At 45.3% G+C, this 19,887-nt stretch carries 16 protein-coding genes; 2 read left to right on the top strand and 14 right to left on the bottom strand.

The window, feature by feature from the left end; all coding sequences use genetic code 11:
- The first annotated feature begins 10 nt into the window (after positions 1 to 10).
- Both BLQ53_RS02175 and BLQ53_RS02170 read left to right on the top strand, forming a co-directional pair.
- The gene (locus BLQ53_RS02175; protein WP_093725545.1) at positions 11 to 3,214 is read left to right on the top strand and encodes a DEAD/DEAH box helicase; all 3,204 of its coding nucleotides are present in this window, start codon (positions 11 to 13) and stop codon (positions 3,212 to 3,214) included.
- 254 nt (positions 3,215 to 3,468) lie between these two features.
- On the top strand, positions 3,469 to 4,284 hold the full coding sequence (locus tag BLQ53_RS02170; protein ID WP_093725543.1) for a lipid II flippase Amj family protein: 816 nt from the start codon (positions 3,469 to 3,471) through the stop codon (positions 4,282 to 4,284).
- A gap of 58 nt (positions 4,285 to 4,342) precedes the next feature.
- Here the strand turns inward: BLQ53_RS02170 and BLQ53_RS02165 are convergent, their stop codons facing one another.
- The 14 genes from BLQ53_RS02165 to BLQ53_RS02100 form a co-directional block, all read right to left on the bottom strand.
- Positions 4,343 to 5,536, bottom strand: a complete 1,194-nt coding sequence (locus BLQ53_RS02165; protein WP_093725541.1) for a PDZ domain-containing protein — start codon at positions 5,534 to 5,536, stop codon at positions 4,343 to 4,345.
- A gap of 112 nt (positions 5,537 to 5,648) precedes the next feature.
- The gene (locus BLQ53_RS02160) at positions 5,649 to 7,076 is read right to left on the bottom strand and encodes a S41 family peptidase (RefSeq protein ID WP_093725849.1); all 1,428 of its coding nucleotides are present in this window, start codon (positions 7,074 to 7,076) and stop codon (positions 5,649 to 5,651) included.
- Between the two features lie 146 nt (positions 7,077 to 7,222).
- Positions 7,223 to 8,605 (bottom strand): murein hydrolase activator EnvC family protein, encoded by a 1,383-nt coding sequence (locus BLQ53_RS02155; protein ID WP_093725539.1) that lies wholly within the window; start codon positions 8,603 to 8,605, stop codon positions 7,223 to 7,225.
- Between the two features lie 51 nt (positions 8,606 to 8,656).
- On the bottom strand, positions 8,657 to 9,544 hold the full coding sequence (gene ftsX / locus BLQ53_RS02150) for a permease-like cell division protein FtsX (RefSeq protein WP_093725848.1): 888 nt from the start codon (positions 9,542 to 9,544) through the stop codon (positions 8,657 to 8,659).
- Complete coding sequence (gene ftsE, locus BLQ53_RS02145; protein ID WP_093725537.1) at positions 9,534 to 10,220, bottom strand: cell division ATP-binding protein FtsE; 687 nt, start codon at positions 10,218 to 10,220, stop codon at positions 9,534 to 9,536. Before ftsE ends, ftsX begins: the two co-directional genes overlap by 11 nt.
- A gap of 299 nt (positions 10,221 to 10,519) precedes the next feature.
- Positions 10,520 to 10,822 carry a c-type cytochrome gene (locus BLQ53_RS02140; RefSeq protein WP_244499210.1) on the bottom strand — a complete coding sequence of 101 codons (303 nt, stop codon included), beginning with the start codon at positions 10,820 to 10,822 and terminating at the stop codon, positions 10,520 to 10,522.
- A gap of 72 nt (positions 10,823 to 10,894) precedes the next feature.
- Positions 10,895 to 11,993, bottom strand: a protein-coding gene (gene prfB, locus BLQ53_RS02135) for a peptide chain release factor 2 (protein WP_425288273.1) whose coding sequence is annotated in 2 segments (ribosomal slippage) — positions 10,895 to 11,920 and positions 11,922 to 11,993 — 1,098 coding nt in all. Because the reading frame shifts where the segments join, the coding sequence is not laid out codon by codon here.
- A 92-nt stretch (positions 11,994 to 12,085) separates the two neighbouring features.
- Positions 12,086 to 14,602: a preprotein translocase subunit SecA gene (gene secA / locus BLQ53_RS02130; RefSeq protein ID WP_093725846.1), complete on the bottom strand. Its 2,517-nt coding sequence runs from the start codon at positions 14,600 to 14,602 to the stop codon at positions 12,086 to 12,088.
- Positions 14,603 to 15,322: 720 nt separating this feature from the next.
- The gene (gene hpf / locus BLQ53_RS02125; RefSeq protein WP_093725535.1) at positions 15,323 to 15,898 is read right to left on the bottom strand and encodes a ribosome hibernation-promoting factor, HPF/YfiA family; all 576 of its coding nucleotides are present in this window, start codon (positions 15,896 to 15,898) and stop codon (positions 15,323 to 15,325) included.
- 172 nt (positions 15,899 to 16,070) lie between these two features.
- Complete coding sequence (fliT, locus tag BLQ53_RS02120; RefSeq protein ID WP_093725533.1) at positions 16,071 to 16,424, bottom strand: flagellar protein FliT; 354 nt, start codon at positions 16,422 to 16,424, stop codon at positions 16,071 to 16,073.
- The gene (gene fliS / locus BLQ53_RS02115; protein ID WP_093725531.1) at positions 16,424 to 16,822 is read right to left on the bottom strand and encodes a flagellar export chaperone FliS; all 399 of its coding nucleotides are present in this window, start codon (positions 16,820 to 16,822) and stop codon (positions 16,424 to 16,426) included. The genes fliT and fliS overlap by 1 nt, the downstream gene beginning before the upstream one ends.
- A 20-nt stretch (positions 16,823 to 16,842) precedes the next feature.
- Positions 16,843 to 18,360 carry a flagellar hook-associated protein 2 gene (locus BLQ53_RS02110; protein ID WP_093725529.1) on the bottom strand — a complete coding sequence of 506 codons (1,518 nt, stop codon included), beginning with the start codon at positions 18,358 to 18,360 and terminating at the stop codon, positions 16,843 to 16,845.
- Between the two features lie 15 nt (positions 18,361 to 18,375).
- Positions 18,376 to 18,732, bottom strand: coding sequence for a flagellar protein FlaG (flaG, locus tag BLQ53_RS02105; protein WP_093725527.1), 357 nt, complete (start codon positions 18,730 to 18,732; stop codon positions 18,376 to 18,378).
- A gap of 159 nt (positions 18,733 to 18,891) precedes the next feature.
- Entirely contained in the window at positions 18,892 to 19,737 is an 846-nt protein-coding gene (locus tag BLQ53_RS02100) for an STAS domain-containing protein (protein WP_093725525.1), read from the bottom strand.
- Positions 19,738 to 19,887 lie beyond the last annotated feature (150 nt).

Genomic DNA, 19,887 nt, shown 5'->3' with positions numbered 1-19,887 from the left:
CTGGGCTTTCATGCAATCTTATTTTCTCGATAAACAAGATATCATCAAAGTAACAGGTGACCGATTCTACCGAAGAGGACTGGACTATGTCAATAAAGGTCGCGTCCAAGGGTTGAGCTTCACGCCTTCCATCAATCAATGGAAAGCTGTTGTCCGCGGAACCGAAAACTATCCTGTGCGGATTTTCTTCTTTGAAGACGACGATCTGGATGGGGTCTGCAGCTGTCCTGCCTATCACACCCATTATACATGCAAGCATATCGCTGCTGTCTTGATCGCAATCAGCCGGAACCGTTTCGATAGTAACGGATACACCGTCACCGAAGATACGACCGCTCCGGCTGCTGCCCGTCAGACCGACTTTACCGATCGGCTCGTGCAAGCCTTTCTATCCCCTGCAGAACGCCTGCCATCAAAGCCTCCGGAAACGTTGAAGCTGGAATACAAAGTCGAGCAGCGCTTCATGCAAACGAATGGCAATACCGTGTTTGAGGTCGAACTGAAAGCAGGGACATCCCGTACCTATATCGTGCGGCTAGCCGAGGACTTTCTTAAAAGTGTCCTGCATCAGACTCGCTATCAGCTGACGCCGAGCTTTGCCTTCGATCCGCGTGTGCATATCGTCACACCAGAAGACAAAGTTATCCTGGAACGATTGCTGGAGGCCTGTGAAAACAATATGATCCATGATTTCACAGCATCCACCCTCCAATCGGAAAAACGGGCAATCAAACTGACGCCTACCTTGGCAAAAGATTTGCTGCCGCAGCTTGCAGAAGCTGGTGCCTCGCTCCAATTGCTGCACACGGAACCGATGGACACATTCCATGTGAGCGACAAGCCGGCACGGCTGGACTTTTATCTGTCAACGGATGAAGACGACATGCTCCAACTTGGCGTGCAGGAAATCGCGGCATATGAATATATCAAAAACTATCATTATTTATTCAAGGATGACACCCTGTATCCGGTGCCTGCCGAGCAGCGGGAATTGGTCAAGGAACTGTTCTCCATCCTTCCTTACCGGCATGATGCACCGCAAACGGTATCCACTAAAAATGTCGACCGCTTCGTGTCACAAGTCGTCGGCAAGCTGGAACAAATCGGGCATGTGCATATTGCGGATACTGTCCGCAGCAAAATCGAAATGGCTCCGCTTGTCGCCAAAGTATATTTGGATGAAACCGATGATGTACTGCATGCCAGCGTTTCCTTCCACTATGGAAATCACGTCATCCAGCCAGGACAGCCTCAGACAGATATGCCTGTGATCAAGCGCCAAGCTACCAGGGAAGACAGCGTCCTGCAGCAATTGCATGCTGCCGGGTTCCGTTTCTCAAAAGGCCGCTTCCATTTGCTCAATGCAGAGTATATGTATCTTTTCCTCCATGAGCATCTGACCGCTTTACAGGAAATCGCCGAGGTGTACATTTCCGATCGGGTACAAGCGATGCAAGCCGATGATCAGCACGAGGTTTCTTCTTCGATCCGGCTGCAGCAGGAAAACGGCATGCTGGAAATCAGCTTCGATGTTTCCGGTTTGTCGGAAGCACATATTAATGATGTACTGCAGGCGATGATCGAGAAGAAACGATATTATCGCATACCTGATGGCGCATTGCTCGATTTGGAACAAGAATCGATGGAGAATTTCCAAGACTTCCTGGAACAGCTGCAAATCAAGAAAAACCAGCTGCAAAATCAGCATATTTTCGTGCCAATCGCGCAAAGCATGCAGGTGGAAGAATCCCTCCGCGGGGCAGAAATGGAAGCAGCCTTCCGCACATTGATCGAGAGGCTGCGCCATCCGGAACAGATTGAATTTGCCTTACCGGCCGGACTGCAGGCAGACTTGCGAGATTATCAATTGACCGGTTTCAAATGGATGAAGACGCTCGCCTACTATGGTCTTGGCGGCATCCTTGCCGATGACATGGGACTCGGTAAAACATTGCAGACGATTTCCTATCTTACTTCTGAACGAGAAGCTAATCCAACAGCACGCCCATCACTTATTGTCGTACCTTCCTCTTTGCTTTATAACTGGCAGAAGGAATTCGAAAAATTTGCACCTACTATGCGTACACTGGTCATTTCCGGCTCGGTAACGGAACGGCAGGAACAGCTCTCCCGATTGGAGGAACATGATATCATCATTACTTCTTATCCATTATTACGGATCGATCACCATGTGTATGCGGGACAGTTATTCGACAGCCTGATCCTGGATGAAGCACAAGCAATCAAAAACCATGCGACCCAGACCGCCAAATCCGTCGGACTGATTCAAGCTGGTAAACGATTCGCACTTAGCGGCACCCCGATCGAAAACAGGCTGGAGGAGTTATGGTCCATCTTCCATACGATTTCTCCTGGTTTATTCCGGAGCAGGAAATCATTCACCGATATGGAACCGGAGAAAATCGCCCGAATGACTCGTCCGTTCATCCTACGACGAGTAAAAACGGATGTGCTGCATGAACTTCCCGAAAAAATCGAGACGACGAACTATTCAGATCTCACGCAGGAACAAAAAGAAGTTTATGTCGGCTATCTTGAACGAATCCGGAAAAAAATTGACAAAACGATTGCCGAAAAAGGCTTTGACCGCGGTAAATTGGAGATCTTGGCCGGCCTTACCCGACTGCGCCAGATCTGCTGTCACCCATCTCTGTTCATCGAGAATTACACTGGACAATCCGGTAAACTGGAGCAGTTGCTCGAGGTTATCAGGGAGCTGAAACAAAGTAATAAACGCTTCTTGATCTTCTCCCAGTTTGCCAGCATGCTGGAAATCATCAAGCATGCATTGGACGATACCGACGTCTTCTATCTCGATGGCAGTACACCTTCCAAGGAAAGAATGCAAATGGCAGAAGCATTCAATGAGGGAGAAAGAGACGGCTTCCTGATCAGCTTGAAAGCTGGTGGCACAGGACTGAACCTGACGGGTGCAGATACTGTCATCCTCTTCGACCTATGGTGGAACCCAGCTGTTGAAGAGCAAGCTGCCGGACGTGCCCATCGGATCGGACAGAAAAATGTCGTCCAAGTGATCCGCCTGCTTACACGCGGAACGATCGAGGAACGAATCTTCGAATTGCAGCAGCGGAAACGCGCACTTGTCGATCAAATCATCCAGCCTGGAGAAACGATGCTGAACACACTTACCGAAGAAGAAATACGGAGCCTGCTGTCGATGCAGGATGAATAATAAGGAGCAAGCCGTGACGGCTTGCTCCTTCTCTTTCTAAGAAAGATTCAATTATTTCACGATCTTATCATTCCTCTATGTTCATTTAAATTCAAAATCCCCACCGAAGAAGAAAAGACACCTCTGTTTCGATAATCAAACTTTTCATAATTCCTCTATCCAGTTTATAATCAATTCGGTAAAGGTAATATTTTCTTTTATGGTATTATCAATAAATGAAGATCGCTAAATCTGTATAAAAAGAAGGTACACTAATGGATTTCATCACCGAAAAATTATTATTTATCGCTTTGTTTATTTTTATCATCCATTCAATCGAAACACTGGCATACGCTGTGCGACTATCAGGTGCAAGAGTTAAAATGATAGCATCAGCCTTATCCCTGTTTAACATCATGGTCATCGTTTCAAGAATGGCCAATATGATGCAGCAGCCTTTCACAGGAAGTCTGATCGATGCTGCCCCAAAAGAAAACACGCTAGAATTCGTTGAAACACAGTTTCGCATTCTAATTGGAGCGTCGACTGTCGGTACAATTTTCGGTATCATATTACTGCCTACGTTCGTCGCGTTGTTTTCCAGAGCAATCATTCATTTATCAGAGGAAAAAGGCTCTGTGCCATCCTTAGTGAAAAGAATGTTCTCCTTGCAATACATCAAACGAGGTGTCACGCATTTCAGTCTCCCCAAGTTTTCCTATCTGCGGGGAACGAAAATGAAAGATATTCCGCTCAGACTATTTTTCGTCAATATGATCATAACAGCCATTTATACCATCGGTGTGTTAGCTGCTTTATATGCAGCCCTGTTAGCTCCGGAAAGATCTTCTACGGCAATCATGGCCTCAGGCTTAATCAATGGAATAGCAACGATACTCTTGGTTATCTTCATCGATCCCAAGCTATCTGTCATAGCTGACGATGTCGTGAATCAGAGGGGCAGTTATCATACCTTAAAAAGTATGTCCTTGATGATGGTAACTTCTAGATTACTTGGTACGCTGCTTGCGCAATTATTTTTTATCTGGGGAGCAGAGTATATCGCTTGGTTCACCAAATTCATTGTGTAAATGCGAAAGCCCACTTAACTGGATTCAGCTAAGTGGGTTTTTGTGTCTATTGCTATATTCAACTGCTTTTAAGCCCAGCTTGCCTCCGCTGTTCCTGCACAAAGATGATACCAAGCTCATGCGGCTCACCTTCATACATTGCCCGTTGTTTGATCCGGATCTCGCCTTGTTCGTCACGTATCTCCATCTTGCAATACTGGCTGTTCGTCTGGATTGCTTCATAAAATGCCCGTTCCGTTGTGACGCGGATGCCGTTTACTTTCTCGATGCGTTCACCAACCAATAATCCCAACCTGTCAGCTGGGCTCTCCGGAATAACAGCAAGGACAAACAAACCTTTACTGCTTTCCGTATAGAACATCGCGCGCTTACGATCTTTATTACGGAAGGATAGTGTGATTGCTTCTCTGCCGATAAGTGCGATGACAAAGGCTGCAATAGCGAAATAATAGGAATACATACTTACCAGACTCACTGTCAGGGTAAGCAGTGCTAAAATCAAGACTGCCTTCCCTTGCTTACGCGCTTCGATGAACGCTGGACGGCCTTTGGCAAAGCCATCCATACCAGTCAGCAATGGTACAAGCAGCAGCCCATAATTCGTTCCATTCAAATGGAAGTACGGCCACCAAGGAGCGAATGGCTCGATTGTACCGGCCGGCACTAACAGAAAGAATGGAATGAATAACAGCTTGCGGAAGCGATGCTGGCCGATCCAACGTCCGCGCGGCCCCTTTACCAGCTCGGGCAAAGTATCTTCTTTTTTCGTCTTAAGCAGCAGAATGGCTTCTGCAATCATGACAATGCTCATGATGAGCGCTAAGCTGATCCAATTCAGACCTTCCATATCATCTGCCCATCCAGCCGGCAGATAATCAGCAGCATATGGAGCAGCGCCTACAGCAAGCAAAAAGCTGAAACCAAAAATATAGGCTGACGACAGCCAAGTAAAACGAAACAGCAATGTAAGTACAATCGTCACGGCACTGATCAGCAATACAACAGCTGGTGCTATGACGATTCCCGCTCCGATACTTACCGCAGTAAGCAAAAGTCCAAAAATAAGCGATAGAACCCAAGTGCCTGTCCACTCTTTGCCAAAATCAAATACCTTCGTACCAAAATTATTCCGCTCTTTCCTGATTCTGCGGCTGGAAACGAGTAGAGTCAGCAGCAATGCCCAATAAAGCAGTGGATTCAAAAAGAAGTTTCCGATCCCATATAGCAGTTCGGTCAACCAATCATTCACCATTATGTGTCTCTCCCTATAAACCAACTCTTATGTATACTGTCTATTCTAACATGATAGCCCTCGTTTTCCTATGCCAATAGAAAAAGCCTCCCATGGAAAGGGAGGCTTCGGATCATGAACGGAAAAGCTCTTGGAGCGCTTTGTCCATTTGATTATCATGCTTGCCATTGCGTACTTGCTCGATGATCTTCGTTTGAAGCAGATCTGCAGTTTCCTGATCGACTTCACCTGTTGCTTTTAAATCGTTATCCTGCTGAAATTGTTTTACAGCTGTTTCAGTCTTTTCATTCAAATAGCCATCTTTGCGGCTCGGTTCATATCCAAGACCTTCCAGCATGATTTGGAGATTTTTGATTTTGTCATTATTATCGTTAAACTTCAATGTTTCCTTCTCATCCAATTGAATCGGTGAACTGTAGAAGTACTCTGGCTGATCCACTTCAACGGTTGGCTTGATACCTTTTTCATGGATCCAGTCTCCGTTAGGCGTCAGCCACTTATACAAAGTCAATTTGAGCATGGAATCATTCTGCAATGGCACAGTTTGCTGTACAGTACCTTTTCCGAATGTCGTTTTTCCGATCAGCTCATAACCGCCGGCTTGATTCATGGCACCTGCAAGAATCTCTGATGCAGAGGCACTGCCCTCGTCAATCAGGACATTAACTGGATATTCCTTCTTCTCGTCTAATTTCGTAAAGAATTCTTGCTTTTCTCCGTTTTTATCTTCAATCTGTAAATAAGGTTTATCACGAGGCACAAAGTTCTTCAAAATATCTTCCACTGTCGTCAGGATCCCACCTGGATTACCACGGACATCAATGATCAATCCATCAATACCATCTTTCTCCAGCTTATCCAATGCAGTTTTGAATTCCTTGGCCGTACTTTCAGAGAATGACGTGATCTCGAGGACACCAGCTGTCTTTCCGTCCACTTCTTTCGTGTCTGCATATACAGTTTCGACTGGAATCTCGTCGCGGGTGACGTCTATGTTCAATTCCTCTGACACACCTGGTCGCTTAACCGACAAAGTCACTGTCGTCCCTTTTTCTCCGCGAATTTTATTTACTGCTTCCTGTAGATCCAAGCCTTGCAAAGAATCTCCATCCACTTCCAGCACTTGGTCGTTCGGGCGTAAACCTGCTTCTTCTGCAGGGGAATCCTTGATCGGTGCCACAATGGTCACTTGTTTGTCCACCATACTCACTTCTGCACCGATTCCTTCAAACGAGGATTCCAGCTGTTGATTCAATTGTGTGGATGACTCTTCATCCAGGAAGGAACTATATGGATCATCCAGCGTTTCCAGCATACCCTGGATTGCACCTTCCTGCAGCTGCTGGGCATCCGGCTTGGCCAACGCATTATCCTTTATCAACTCATACGCATTTTCTACCTCACTCAGACTGCCAGCATCATCTGAAGCAGATCGGGAGCCTGACTCTTCCTTTCCTGCATATGATGTATACGCATAGCTGCCGCCTGCCCCGACAACCAATGCCAAAATGATTGCTATCACGAATGTCGCTTTTTTGATCTGCACGTTCGCCTCTCATCCTTTCTCACTTGTCCAATCCGTTAATCCTACTATTATGCTAAACTCCCTCTATCTTATCACTAAAAAGAGTCAGATGATGTAAAAAAGGCATCTCCTGATTGGAGAATGCCTTTTTCATTTTTATATTAGAAAAACTTCATTGGATCCACGGCATTGCTTTTCGCACCGTTCCATACGCCATCTTCATGAACTTCGAAATGAAGGTGTGGGCCTGTTGATCCTCCCGTGTTACCCATTTTCGCAATTTCCTGACCTCTTGAAACACTTTCTCCGACAGACACGCTTCGGCTGTCCAAATGTGCATAAACTGTTTCATACGTACGGCCATTGATAGAATGTGTAACCATGACAATATTTCCGTAACCGTTCATTGTGCCGCTGTAGGAAACTGTACCGCTTGCTGCTGCATGAACCGGAGTTCCTATAGAGTTCGCGATGTCGATACCGTAATGGGTAGTACCCCAGCGACCCCCGAATCCAGATGTGTACGTCCCTGATGCTGGCCAAGAGAAGATACCGGCTTGGGCAGACTTCGTTGTGGAAGTACTGTTTGAGCTGCTTGAGCTGCTAGATTTACTTGAACTGCTGCTGTTGGCACTGCTGCTTGATTTAGAGCTGGAGGAAGATTCCTTTTTCGCTGAAGCTTTCTTTGCTTCTGCTGCTGCCGCTTTTGCTTCTGCTGCTGCTTTTTCCTGTGCTGCTAAATCAGCTTTTTCGGATTCTGCATTTTCTTGCGCTAGTCGAAGAGCTTCTGCTTGGTTAGCCGCAAGCTCCTTCTCTTCTTCAGCAGATAGGATTTGGTCTCCCAGCTTTTCATATTCTTCTTCAAGCTGCTGTTTCAAATCCTCTTGCTCAGTTGCCTGGGATTTCAAGTCGGCTTTAATATCTTCCAGCTTAGCTTTTTGATCTTCCAGGTTCTGTTTTTCATCCTCGCGCTGCTGCTTTTGGTCTTCAAGCTTCTGCTTTGCTTGAAGGTAACCGTTCAATAGCTCTTTATCTGAGTCCATGATTGTTGTAACGGCATTCAGTCGGTTTATCATATCACCGAAGTTTTTGGAGCCCATCAATACTTGCAAGTACTGTACATCCCCACCATTTTGCTGGATGCTGACAAGACGGTCGGATAGTTTATCTTCACGCTTGTCTATATCTTCTTCAGTCTCCACAATATCATTGGAGATTTCTTCAATTTTTTCGTTCGTCTCAGTGATTTCATCTTCTTTGTCATGCAAAGCATTCTCATTCTTGTCGATCTGGTTGTTCAATTCATTCAGCTTTGTCAATAGATTGTCCTGTTCAGCCAGGTTATCGGATTGCTCTGCTTCTGCATCATTGATCTGATCTTCAAGTTCGCTCTGCTTGCTGCTGTTTTCCTGCTGCTTCTTCTGTAGTTCATCAATCTCGCTCTGAACATCAGATGAGGATTTCGCAGACGTCTGAATCGGAGTATGTAGGATTGTTCCTGCAGCTAATGCAGCTACAAGAACGGGCTTGATCATCTTCTTCATTCTTCTCTCATTCCCTTTCTTCCTTTACAAGCGTATATGTTGTTAGGTTAGTTAGACTTTAAGAAATTTACGGACACTCATGACACTGCCCCAGACACCGATTATTGCACCGATTGCAAGGAGGAGACCTGAAAGCTGGAAAGCAAATGGTGCATATGGGAGAATTTTGACAAAACCGATACTTATATTATCTGTCATATTGTTCGACAGGTAATAGTATCCGACAAGCACCAGTGCAACTGGAATGATGGCTCCCAATACTCCAAGCAACAGGCCTTCTATGAAGAACGGCCAGCGGATGAAGGAATTAGTCGCTCCAACCAGTTTCATGATGCCGATTTCCCTGCTTCTTGCAATGATCGTAATTTTGATTGTGTTTGAAATCAGGAAGATGGCGGTGAATACCAGACCTATGATAAGAACTGCACCGATTATACGGGCGTACTTGCTTACCGTAAAGAGGTTCTCTACTGTCGCTTTTCCGTAATCCACTTTGTCGACTCCGTCCAGCTTTGCAATCTTGTCAGCAACGGAGGCTGTATCATGTGGATCGGAAGTCTTGACGACGTACGTATCACTCAATGGGTTGTCTTGTTCGAACAAATCCCAATCGGTCTGACCCATGTCTTCCATCAGCTGGTTTAACTGCTCATCTTTCGAGGAATACTTTACAGAACCGACTTTATCAATCGCTTCAAGCTCCCCTTGGATGGATTGCACTTTGTCCTGTGCAAGCGTCGGGTCGAGATAGACACTCATTTCGACATCGGACTCGATATTGGTTGCAAACTTATTCAAGTTGAACACAACGGCTAGGAATACACCGACTAAAATCAGCGTCACGGTCACCGCCCCGATGGAGGCGATGGTCATCCAGCCGTTACGGAATATATTTTTGGAACCTTCTCGCAGATGGCGTTTCGCGGTATTAAACTTCATACCCATATTCACCTCCTGCTTCATCACGGACAATGCGACCATTTTCAATGGCGATGACACGTCTCTTGATCGTATTCACGATTTCCTTGCTGTGCGTTGCCATGATGATGGTCGTACCTTTTTGATTGATATCCTCCAGCACCTTCATGATGCCCCAGGATGTCTCTGGATCAAGGTTACCCGTCGGCTCATCAGCAATGACGACCTTCGGATTATTCGCTATTGCCCGGGCAATGGCTACTCGCTGCTGTTCCCCTCCGGAAAGTTCGTCCGGAAACGATCTGGCTTTATCCTTTATCCCAACGAGATCCAGCACTTCCATGACGCGATCCCGGATTATTTTAGGAGATTCCTCGATTACTTCCAAGGCAAAAGCGACATTTTCATAGATTGTCAGCTTCGGAAGCAATTTGAAATCCTGATACACCACGCCGATTTTCCTTCTGACTTTTGGAATATGACGTTCTTTATATGTGCTTAAATCTTTGTTATCGACTTTTACAATACCAGTGCTCGGTTTCTCACCACGGAAGATCATTTTGACGAAAGTGGATTTACCGGCTCCGCTCGGTCCTACTAAGTACACGAATTCCCCGCTGTCGATATGCACATCGACACCATTCAGCGCCGTAACGCCATTGGCATAGGTCTTATGCACACCTTTCATATCTATCATGTTTAACTCACCTTTGTATTTATTCTAAATCTGTAATCTGCTATTCTGCTACTCTGCTAACTAAGTATGTCGAACATTGGCGAAAGCAATCGAAAAAGCTCTCGAACCTGAAACCATTATAACATCTAATTTCTATTTTTTTAGACATATTAATATTACATTTGTGTTTCAAAATATGACAAAAGGCTTGGTTTTTGAAATATTTTACGCCGTATCCTGTCGTTTCCACTCGCTTGGAATGTCCGAGAACACAACAAAATACCCATACAACTAGTGTATGGGTATTTGCCGCATATGCTCTATTCCTGCTGATCCTGAAGCCATTCGGCGATTTTCTCCGCCTCTTCTCCCTCTGCCTGACCGGCAGGCATCCCGCCTTTGCCGTTCTCCATGATATCCACGAGTTCTTCTTGTGTATACTTGGAGCCGAGGTTATCCAATGGAGGACCGCCATTGCCGCCGCTCAAATCCTGTCCGTGGCACATGGCACAGTTGTTTTCATAGGCTTCCTGGGGTGTTTCTGCCGCATCATCATTGCTGCCGCAAGCAGCCAGGAAGAGCATGAATCCAAGACTGCTGCAGGCTATCGCTATTTTTTTCAAGAGAATCGCATCCTTTTCTTTTGAGTGGAATAACGGTTCAGCTTGTATGTTACAAAAATGTTACAAAAACTCTTATAATGTGGAACGCAAGTACGCGTTGATAAATGGATCGAGCTGTCCGTCCATTACAGCTTGTGTATTTCCGGATTCTTCATTCGTGCGATGATCTTTTACCATCGAGTATGGATGGAATACATAGGAACGGATTTGGCTTCCCCAGCCGATTTCTTTTTGCTCACCGCGAATTTCGTTCAACTCTTGCTGCTGTTTCTCGATCTCAAGCTGATACAGCTTCGCTTTCAGCATCTTCATGGCATGCTCGCGGTTTTTGATCTGGGAACGCTCAGATTGACATGTCACGACAGTATTTGTAGGAACATGCGTGATCCTTACCGCCGAATCCGTCGTATTGACGTGCTGTCCGCCGGCACCACTGGAACGGTACGTATCGATTTTCAGATCTTCTGTCCGTACATCCACATCGATATCATCATCGAATTCCGGCATTACATCACAGGAAACGAACGATGTATGACGACGTCCTGAGCTGTCAAATGGGGAAATACGCACAAGACGGTGAACCCCTTTTTCAGCTTTCAGATAGCCATACGCATTCAAACCTTTGATCAAAAGCGTTACACTCTTCACGCCAGCTTCCTCACCAGGAAGATAATCAAGTGTTTCCACTTTGAAATTATGCTGCTCTGCCCAACGCGTGTACATACGGAGCAGCATGCTCGCCCAGTCCTGGGATTCCGTTCCGCCCGCACCTGGGTGCAGTTCGAGGATAGCGTTGTTCTTATCATAAGGTTCACTTAGCAGCATAAGCAGCTCGAATTCATCAAGTGCCTCACGCATGGACACGATTTCTTCTTCCAACTCGCCGCGAAGATCATCATCATCTTCTTCCTTCACCAATTCAAAGGAAACTTCCAAATCTTCATGGCGGGAAACAAGCTTTTCGTAGCCTTCCACCGATTCCTTCAAACCATTGGATTCGTTGATGATTTTCTGGGCTCCCTGCTGATCATCCCAGAACGTCGGTTCCAGCATTCGGTCCTCCAGCTCGGCAATACGGGCTTTCTTTTGATCTAAGTCAAAGAGACCCCCTAAAGTCAGTTAGTTGTTTGTCCATACGATCCAATTCATTTCTGATTTCTGCAAATTCCATTTTCTCTCACCTCATAAAAGTCTATAGCAAACACCATTTTAATCTATGACAGGGACAGGACCCGCGCAACCACTTGCCCGGGCTTGCCAGCATCATTGACCGTGGCAGTTCTTATATTTCTTGCCGCTGCCGCATGGGCATGGGTCATTTCGTCCTACCGTATCGCCTTTGACGATCGGGGCCTTTTTCTTTTTCTTTTCTGCCTGGGTATCATCACCGCTGACAGCTTGGACTCCTTTAGCAACCTGTTCGCGCTGCAGGTTATCACGGATTTCCGCTTTCAATACGTAGCGAGTCACTTCTTCCTTGATGGACATGATCATCTCTTCGAACATATTGAAGCCTTCCAGCTGGTATTCCCTGAGCGGATCGTTCTGTCCATAGGCGCGCAAATGGATACCTTGGCGAAGCTGGTCCATCTGATCGATATGATCCATCCATTTTGTATCAACGGTACGAAGCAGGATGACCTTCTCGAATTCGCGCATTTGATCCGGCGTCATTTCTTCTTCCTTCTGTTTCAAATGCTCTCGGATTTTCTTAAAGACCAATTCTTCGATTTCTTCTTCATCTTTATTCTTCAGCTCATCGACTGTCAGCTTGTCCTGCGGCAATAAGTTTGCGTGCGCGTATTCTACCAATGCATCGAGTTCCCATGCTTCTTCGGAATCGTCAGCTGTATGAGCCTGGACCACCGTATGAACTGTATCCTTGATCATTTCCTCGATGATCGGATTCAAGTCCTCGCTGTCGATTACCTCGAAGCGCTGTTTGTAGATGATTTCTCGCTGTTCGCGCAGAACATCATCATAGGAAAGGACCGTTTTACGGGAATCGAAGTTATTGCCCTCGACTCGTTTCTGAGCGGATTCGACAGCACGGGATACCATTTTGCTTTCGATCGGTGTGCTGTCATCCATACCTAGGCGATCCATCATATTCCGCATATTGTCGGAACCGAATCGGCGCATCAGTTCATCTTCCATGGACAAGTAGAACTGTGTCACACCGGGATCTCCCTGACGTCCGGCACGACCACGCAGCTGGTTGTCGATCCGGCGGGATTCGTGACGTTCTGTACCGATGACAGCTAGACCGCCAAGTTCCAATACACCCTCACCCAGCTTGATGTCCGTACCACGGCCAGCCATGTTCGTTGCGATTGTCACCGCGCCTTTTTGGCCGGCATCCTCGATGATTTCCGCTTCCCGGTGGTGGTTCTTCGCATTCAGTACATTATGCGGCACACCAGCACGCTTCAACAGTTTGCTGATCAGCTCGGAAGTCTCGACAGCCACTGTACCGACAAGGACTGGTTGGCCAGTTTCATGACGGGCCTTGATTTCTTCGACGACCGCACGGAACTTGCCTTCCATGGATTTGAAAATGTAATCGGATTTATCCTGACGAGTGATATCTCTGTTTGTAGGGATAACCAGCACGTCCATGTTATAGATATTGCGGAACTCTTCTTCCTCGGTCTTTGCCGTACCGGTCATACCGGCAAGCTTTTTGTACATTCGGAAATAGTTCTGGAAAGTGATGCTGGCCAGCGTCATGCTTTCATTCTGGATCTGCAAACCTTCCTTCGCTTCGATAGCCTGGTGAAGACCGTCGCTATATCGGCGGCCCTTCATGAGACGTCCAGTGAAACTATCAACGATGATGACTTCGCCTTCTTCCACCACATAATCCGTATCACGCTGCATCGTTACATGAGCTTTCAATGCCTGGTTGATGTGATGTGTAATGGATACATTTTTCAAATCGAACAAGTTTTCCAAACCGAAGAATTTCTCCGCTTTGTTGATACCTTCTTCTGTAAGCAAAACAGATTTTGTCTTGATATCATTTGTATAATCTTCTTCCTTCTTCAACACACGAACGAAGGAATTAGCTTGTGTGTACAGACTTGCCGATTTCGCAGCAGACCCGGAAATGATCAGCGGTGTCCGAGCTTCATCGATCAGGATGGAATCGACCTCATCAATGATGGCAAAATGAAGCGGACGCTGTACCATCTGATTTTTATACAGCACCATGTTATCCCGCAAATAGTCGAAGCCAAGCTCATTGTTCGTACTATACGTGATATCTGCTGCATAAGCTTCCTGCTTCTGTTCCCGTGTCATGCCGACACTGTTGAACCCGACGGTCAAGCCGAGGAATTCATATAGCGGGCGGTTATTTTCCGCATCACGACCAGCAAGATAATCATTGACTGTGACAATATGCACACCTTCGCCCGCTAAAGCATTCAAATAAGCAGGCAGTGTACTTGCTAGCGTTTTACCTTCGCCGGTTTTCATTTCGGCAATATTCCCGCCATGGATGGCGATACCGCCAAGCAGCTGAACATGGAAAGGGCGCATGCCGAGTACACGATCGGCCGCTTCCCGTACTGTCGCAAAGGCTTCCGGCAGCAACTCATCCAAGGACTCGCCATCCTGATAGCGCTTTTTGAATTCGATTGTTTTTTCTTTTAATTGTTCATTTGTATATGCACGATATTCGTCTGCTAAACTTTCTATTTGTTCGGCTGTTTTCTGGGCACGGCTGACTTGCTTCTGCGTACCGTCTCCAAACACCCGTTTTAGTAGTCCACGCATCATAACGCTCCTCTTTTAAATCAAAAAAGTATAGTCCAAAAATAATAATAACACTAGGTTTGGCGGTTTACAAGAAAGGGAAATCAGCCCAGTCAAAAAAGAAAAAATAGCGACGTCAACAGACGCCGCTTACCATGGAGGAGTGCCATGTCAGACATTCGCAGTACCGTAATCGCTACTCCAGCCGCTTGAACACCACCGTCAGTTGGAATGCACAGTCTCCAGAGGGGAGACTGTGGCATCCTGGTGGGGATCTTGCGGGGAAAAGGAAGCCTGCCCCTCAGAAGACACGTGATCTGGAGGACAGATCCCGCTGCATTTGTTCGATGCACCAGCGCTCGAGTTGCTCTTGCTTCCATTGAAGTTCTGCCAGCCTTCGATTGGTCGCGGCAATGATCTCGACGAGCTGTGTGATCGTATGCTCATGCTGTGTGAGTTGGGAATGGGAGACTCGTTGGACAGCATTATCAGAATCTCTGATGGTCAGTACCCCCTTTTGTTGTAGCTGACTTATTTATAACACAGGACTTTTGAAAGAAAAAATGACCGTTTTCGTAAAACGACCAAGGACTTCCCTCATAAAGTACAAGATTTCGGCACTATCCGACAGCTTTCATCTCTTTTTTAAAGTAATTTTGAGATATTCTTCCTTCGTTTTTGCAAAACGGCATAAATTTTAAAAAAGCAGACGCTCCTCGCGCCTGCTCTGCATTTCTTTTATCAACTAGGCTCAATCAGCCCATATCTGCCATCTTTTCGTTTATAGACGACATTTGTATCTCCTGTAACAGAGTTCGTATAAACGAAGAAGCTATGTCCCAGCATATCCATCTGCAAAATCGCTTCCTCGGAATCCATCGGTTTCAAGTCAAAACGCTTGTTTCGTACAATTTCGAACGAATCCAGATCTTCTTCATCTTCATTCGTTGCGACGACAGCACTAGCCGCACTTTCATTCTCCAAAGCAGCGAATGCATGCTTCGGTGCATCCCCGCTTTGACGGGAGCGCCGGTTCACTTTCGTCTTATGCTTTTTGATCTGCCGTTCCAGTTTCGTTACGACCAAATCGATTGCAGCATATAGATCTGCATGACTTTCCTCAGCCCGCAGCAGCAGGTTCTTCATCGGGATCGTCACTTCAATCTTCGACGCATTGTTATGCACACTCAAGTTAACGTGAACCTCGGAATCCACCGGGGAGTCGAAATACCTCTCCAGTTTGCCTACCTTTTTCTCGACGTAGTCCTTGATCGCTTCTGTAGCCTCGACATTCTCGCCACGAATATTGTACTTCATAACAAGTGTCCTCCTTTCATCCTTATGAGGATACTTTCTACATTCCCTTTACAATTCCTTCATAAACAAAAAATATAGTCCGAAAAAAGAGAAGAATTATCGAAATCTGTCACGATTTGGACATGAATTTTACACATTAAAAAGCCCGAACCATATATGGTCCGGACCTTTCTCACTTGCGTTTATCCAAAAATCTTCCATCCAGCGTCTGCATGCTTGCGTATGGATTGATATATTTCTTGCCAGACTGCTGCTGCTTCTTAATTGTCCGTATATCAATCTTCAATTGGTCGAAGATTCGCTGGACGTGTTTGCTGATTCGTTCATTCATCGGCAGAAGTTCCTTGCCCAACTGTTGTTCCTCCGGTGTGAAAGGAGGCTTTAGCTCTTCCATCTGCTCAGAGCGAACATCCAGCAGCTCCGTAAGGGAATGGACGACTTCTTCCCGATTCTCAGCCGTCACCATCTGACTGACGAGAGTATCCAACTCAGAAGTCGTATCATACAGTGCCTGCACCCGGTTCATCACACAGTCGCCCCTGTTCCGAATTGCTGTTTGCGCGTCTGTTTGACGACTTCTTTCCATGTGTCTCGGAAATCGGTGATCAAATCCAATGCGCTGCTGAGTGCCTGCTGATCATTATGCGTATTTGCCTGAATGAGCTGCTGGTTGATGAAATCGTACAACGGCATGATTTCCTGTGAAATTGGCACCTCTGGATCCAGTGTTATCATCAGCTCACGGACGATATTCTGCGCTTTTTGAATATTGGTGTTCTTCGACCCGATATCCTTCTTCTCGATTGCTTGCTGCGCAAATTTGATGAACTTGATACAGCCGTTGTACAGCATAAGCGTCAGTTCGCCCGGGGAAGCGGTCTGGACGGAATTTTGTTGATACGCCTGATAATTTTGTACAGACATTTGTATTACTCCTTTGGCGCTTATCCTCCGAAGCTGGATGTCAGATAAGCGGATTGTTGATTCATTTGGCTGATGGCCTGTTCCATGGCTGAGAATTGGCGCCAGTAGCGGTTTTCTAATTCAGTGAGATGGTCTTGGAAGTTGTCAATGCGATCCTGGACATCATCCAGCCTTTTACCTATGGTGAACTGATCGTTCGTGTACGTCGATTTACCAGCCTTTTTGTAGATGTTGTCCAAAGTGGAATCAACTGTTTTTTCCAAACGCTGCAAAATTCCTTGGCTCTTACCTTCCTCACTGTTTGAGAATAACTTGTAAACACCTTCTGGATCTTCACGCAAGGCATCTTTTAATTGCTTTTCATCTATCACAAGTTTTCCGTTTTCAAGATAATCTTTGGAAGTGGTAATCCCTATTTGTGCTAGTTGGGTATATTCTCCACCTGTTTCTACGTTACTGTACCAAGCGCTTCGCATAGAGAAGAGACTGTTTTGTAATAAAGAGTCTCCTTTTAACAAACCACTCTTTGCTTTTTCATCCCATAATTTGATTTCATCTTCTGACATTTCTTTCTTTTGTGCGTCAGTTAGAGGAGGATAGTCCCTGTACACCTTTTCATCGAGTCGCCCATTTACATCTTCTATAATCTCGTTATATTTATCTACGAATTCTTTAATCTTGTCGTAGACAGCGTCAACATCATTATCAACTGAAACTCGAACCGGGCCATCAGTTTTTTCTACAAAGTTGAATGTAACGCCGCCCAATGAATAACTGTTTTCAGAAGTCTCAACCTCTAACGCACCGTTATACTTTATGATTGCATTTTGACCGCCTGTTTCTTCCCCCATTTTAAGGAAATCGGAAAAGAAAGCATTATTTGCACCAAAATCAATTTCTGGGTTTTTAGTTACACTTTTATCTTCGTTAACTGTATCTTCGTTAAGATCTCCCGTATACTTCTTTTCCATAACTACTTTACCGGATTGTGTATCATAAGAAGCACGGACACCTGCATTTGAGTTCGTAATATCTTTTAAAATATCATTCAAGCTATCGCTGGATGAAAACGTTTTATTATATTTGATTTCCGTTCCTTCTTGATCGTAAGTTGTAAAAGAAACGGTAAATTCTTCTCCAATAGCTTCATCGGGATCGAAATCATCTCCCCCAATCCTACCTGTACTCACGTTGATTGCAGCTGTAGCAACCTGTTTGACTTCGATACTATAAGATCCATTGGATGCTGTTGAATCGGCGGTCGCTGTTACTGCATCGCTTGATGAAGTTGTGGTCTTCTGATTGTAAGTAGTGGAAAGTTTCATGTTGGTTAGCATATCGTCAAAACTCTTTAGAGAAGTACTCACTTCGCGATATGAATCTTGCTGCCATGTCAGTTTGGTCTGTTCCTGCTGCATTTTATACAGTTTCTGTCTTTCTGCATTCATCAATTGTTCCACGAGGGAATCCGTATCGATTCCGGAAGCAAGCCCCCCGACACGTAAGGAATTGCTGCTGGAAGAAACACTATCTACCATGTGATCACCTGCTTTTTATATTTTTTCATCTACGAGTAAACCCATGAATTCCGCCATTTTTGCATAAGCATCCAATAACTTCTTTGGCGGAATCTCTCTCACAACTTGGTTCGTATCGGAATCGACCACGGTCACGTAATAACGTTCGAGTTCTTCATGCAGTTCGAATTTCATATTTGTATGGGTCGGTTCCAAAAATTGATTCATTGTTTCAATTACTCGTTCGATATCTGATTTGTCATAATCGACATACGGGTTGGAGCCATTCGAAGTGGTCTCCTGTTTATGTATTGTTTCGCTTCCTGCGGGACGACTATCTCCCGACTGGTGTGTAACATGCTGTGAAGCGGAAGAAGATAATTTATCTATCATCAAAGGCCAACTCCTTGCACATGCGTTTCTTATTATATCGGCAGGATAATCGGAAAGTGAAGCGAGAAGAACAAAAATGCGTAAAAAAACAGGTACAGCTTTCTGTACCCGTTTGCTGGTCATCATGAAAGACTATGCCACCATCTTCCATACAGAATGTTAATTAATTGAGATACGATTGCTAGTACGGATTGCCTGCGTCAAAGTTGCTGTTGTTCTGGCATTGAAACTGACACCCAGCTGGACTGCCGTCTGGGCAATTTCAGGGCGCATGCCAGAAATCACAGTTTCCACACCAACCAGCTTCAACGCTTCCACAAGATAAAAAATTTGCTGGGCAACCATCGTATCGATGATGATAACACCAGAGAGATCGATGAACAATAAGTCAACATCCTGCTCCGTACATTCGCGAAGCGTGTTCTCCAGAATCAGTTTTGCCCGATTTGTGTCGATGTCACCTACCAATGGCAGCAGGGCTGTCGTATCATTCAGCAGAATGACAGGCGAACTAAGTTCATTGATCATTTCTTGTTGTGCTTGCAGCTTTCGATTCGAAAAATGATGCATTTCCTCTGTTACTTTAAGGATCACCTGATCAAAAGCTGTAATTATTTCGCGATTCCAAAGATCAAGCATTTCTGGTGCAATCGTGTCTTTATGTAAACGATAAAATTCATGAATCAAGTCAAGATGCTGTCCCCTTGTGACCATAAATTCCCGAATTATTTGATGCGTAGGAGTCCTTAGATGATTCTCATCACGCGCAATTGAAATAACCCACTCTTCAAAATTATTACCGAATGTCTCTTTATCTTCAATAAATATACGAAAGAAGTGAAGATGAAAGTCGTAGTTTTGCTTTTTGAGGGTTTCTATCGTTTCCGGATCACTGGAAGCGTACACACCAGAACTATTCTTTTTATCAAGCTGTAAGTACCAATTTTCAGTAAGGTCTTTCGCTTTTCGTTCCAAAAACAAATACAAGTCCTTATTCCTATGCATTTTTCTGCTCCTCCTGGGGTTCATTTGACCTTTATAAGTATAAATATATGTAATTTCGCCATTTTTGTAAATTTACAAGTAATAATCTGGAAACCAACCCTCCCTCTTGAACCAGGAAGATTGTACCCCTCTCTATACCCATAACAAATG

It is taken from the genome of Terribacillus halophilus, assembly GCF_900101385.1.
In the GTDB taxonomy this organism is placed as follows: domain Bacteria; phylum Bacillota; class Bacilli; order Bacillales; family Amphibacillaceae; genus Terribacillus; species Terribacillus halophilus.
This window is presented reverse-complemented; position numbering and strand designations above follow the sequence as displayed.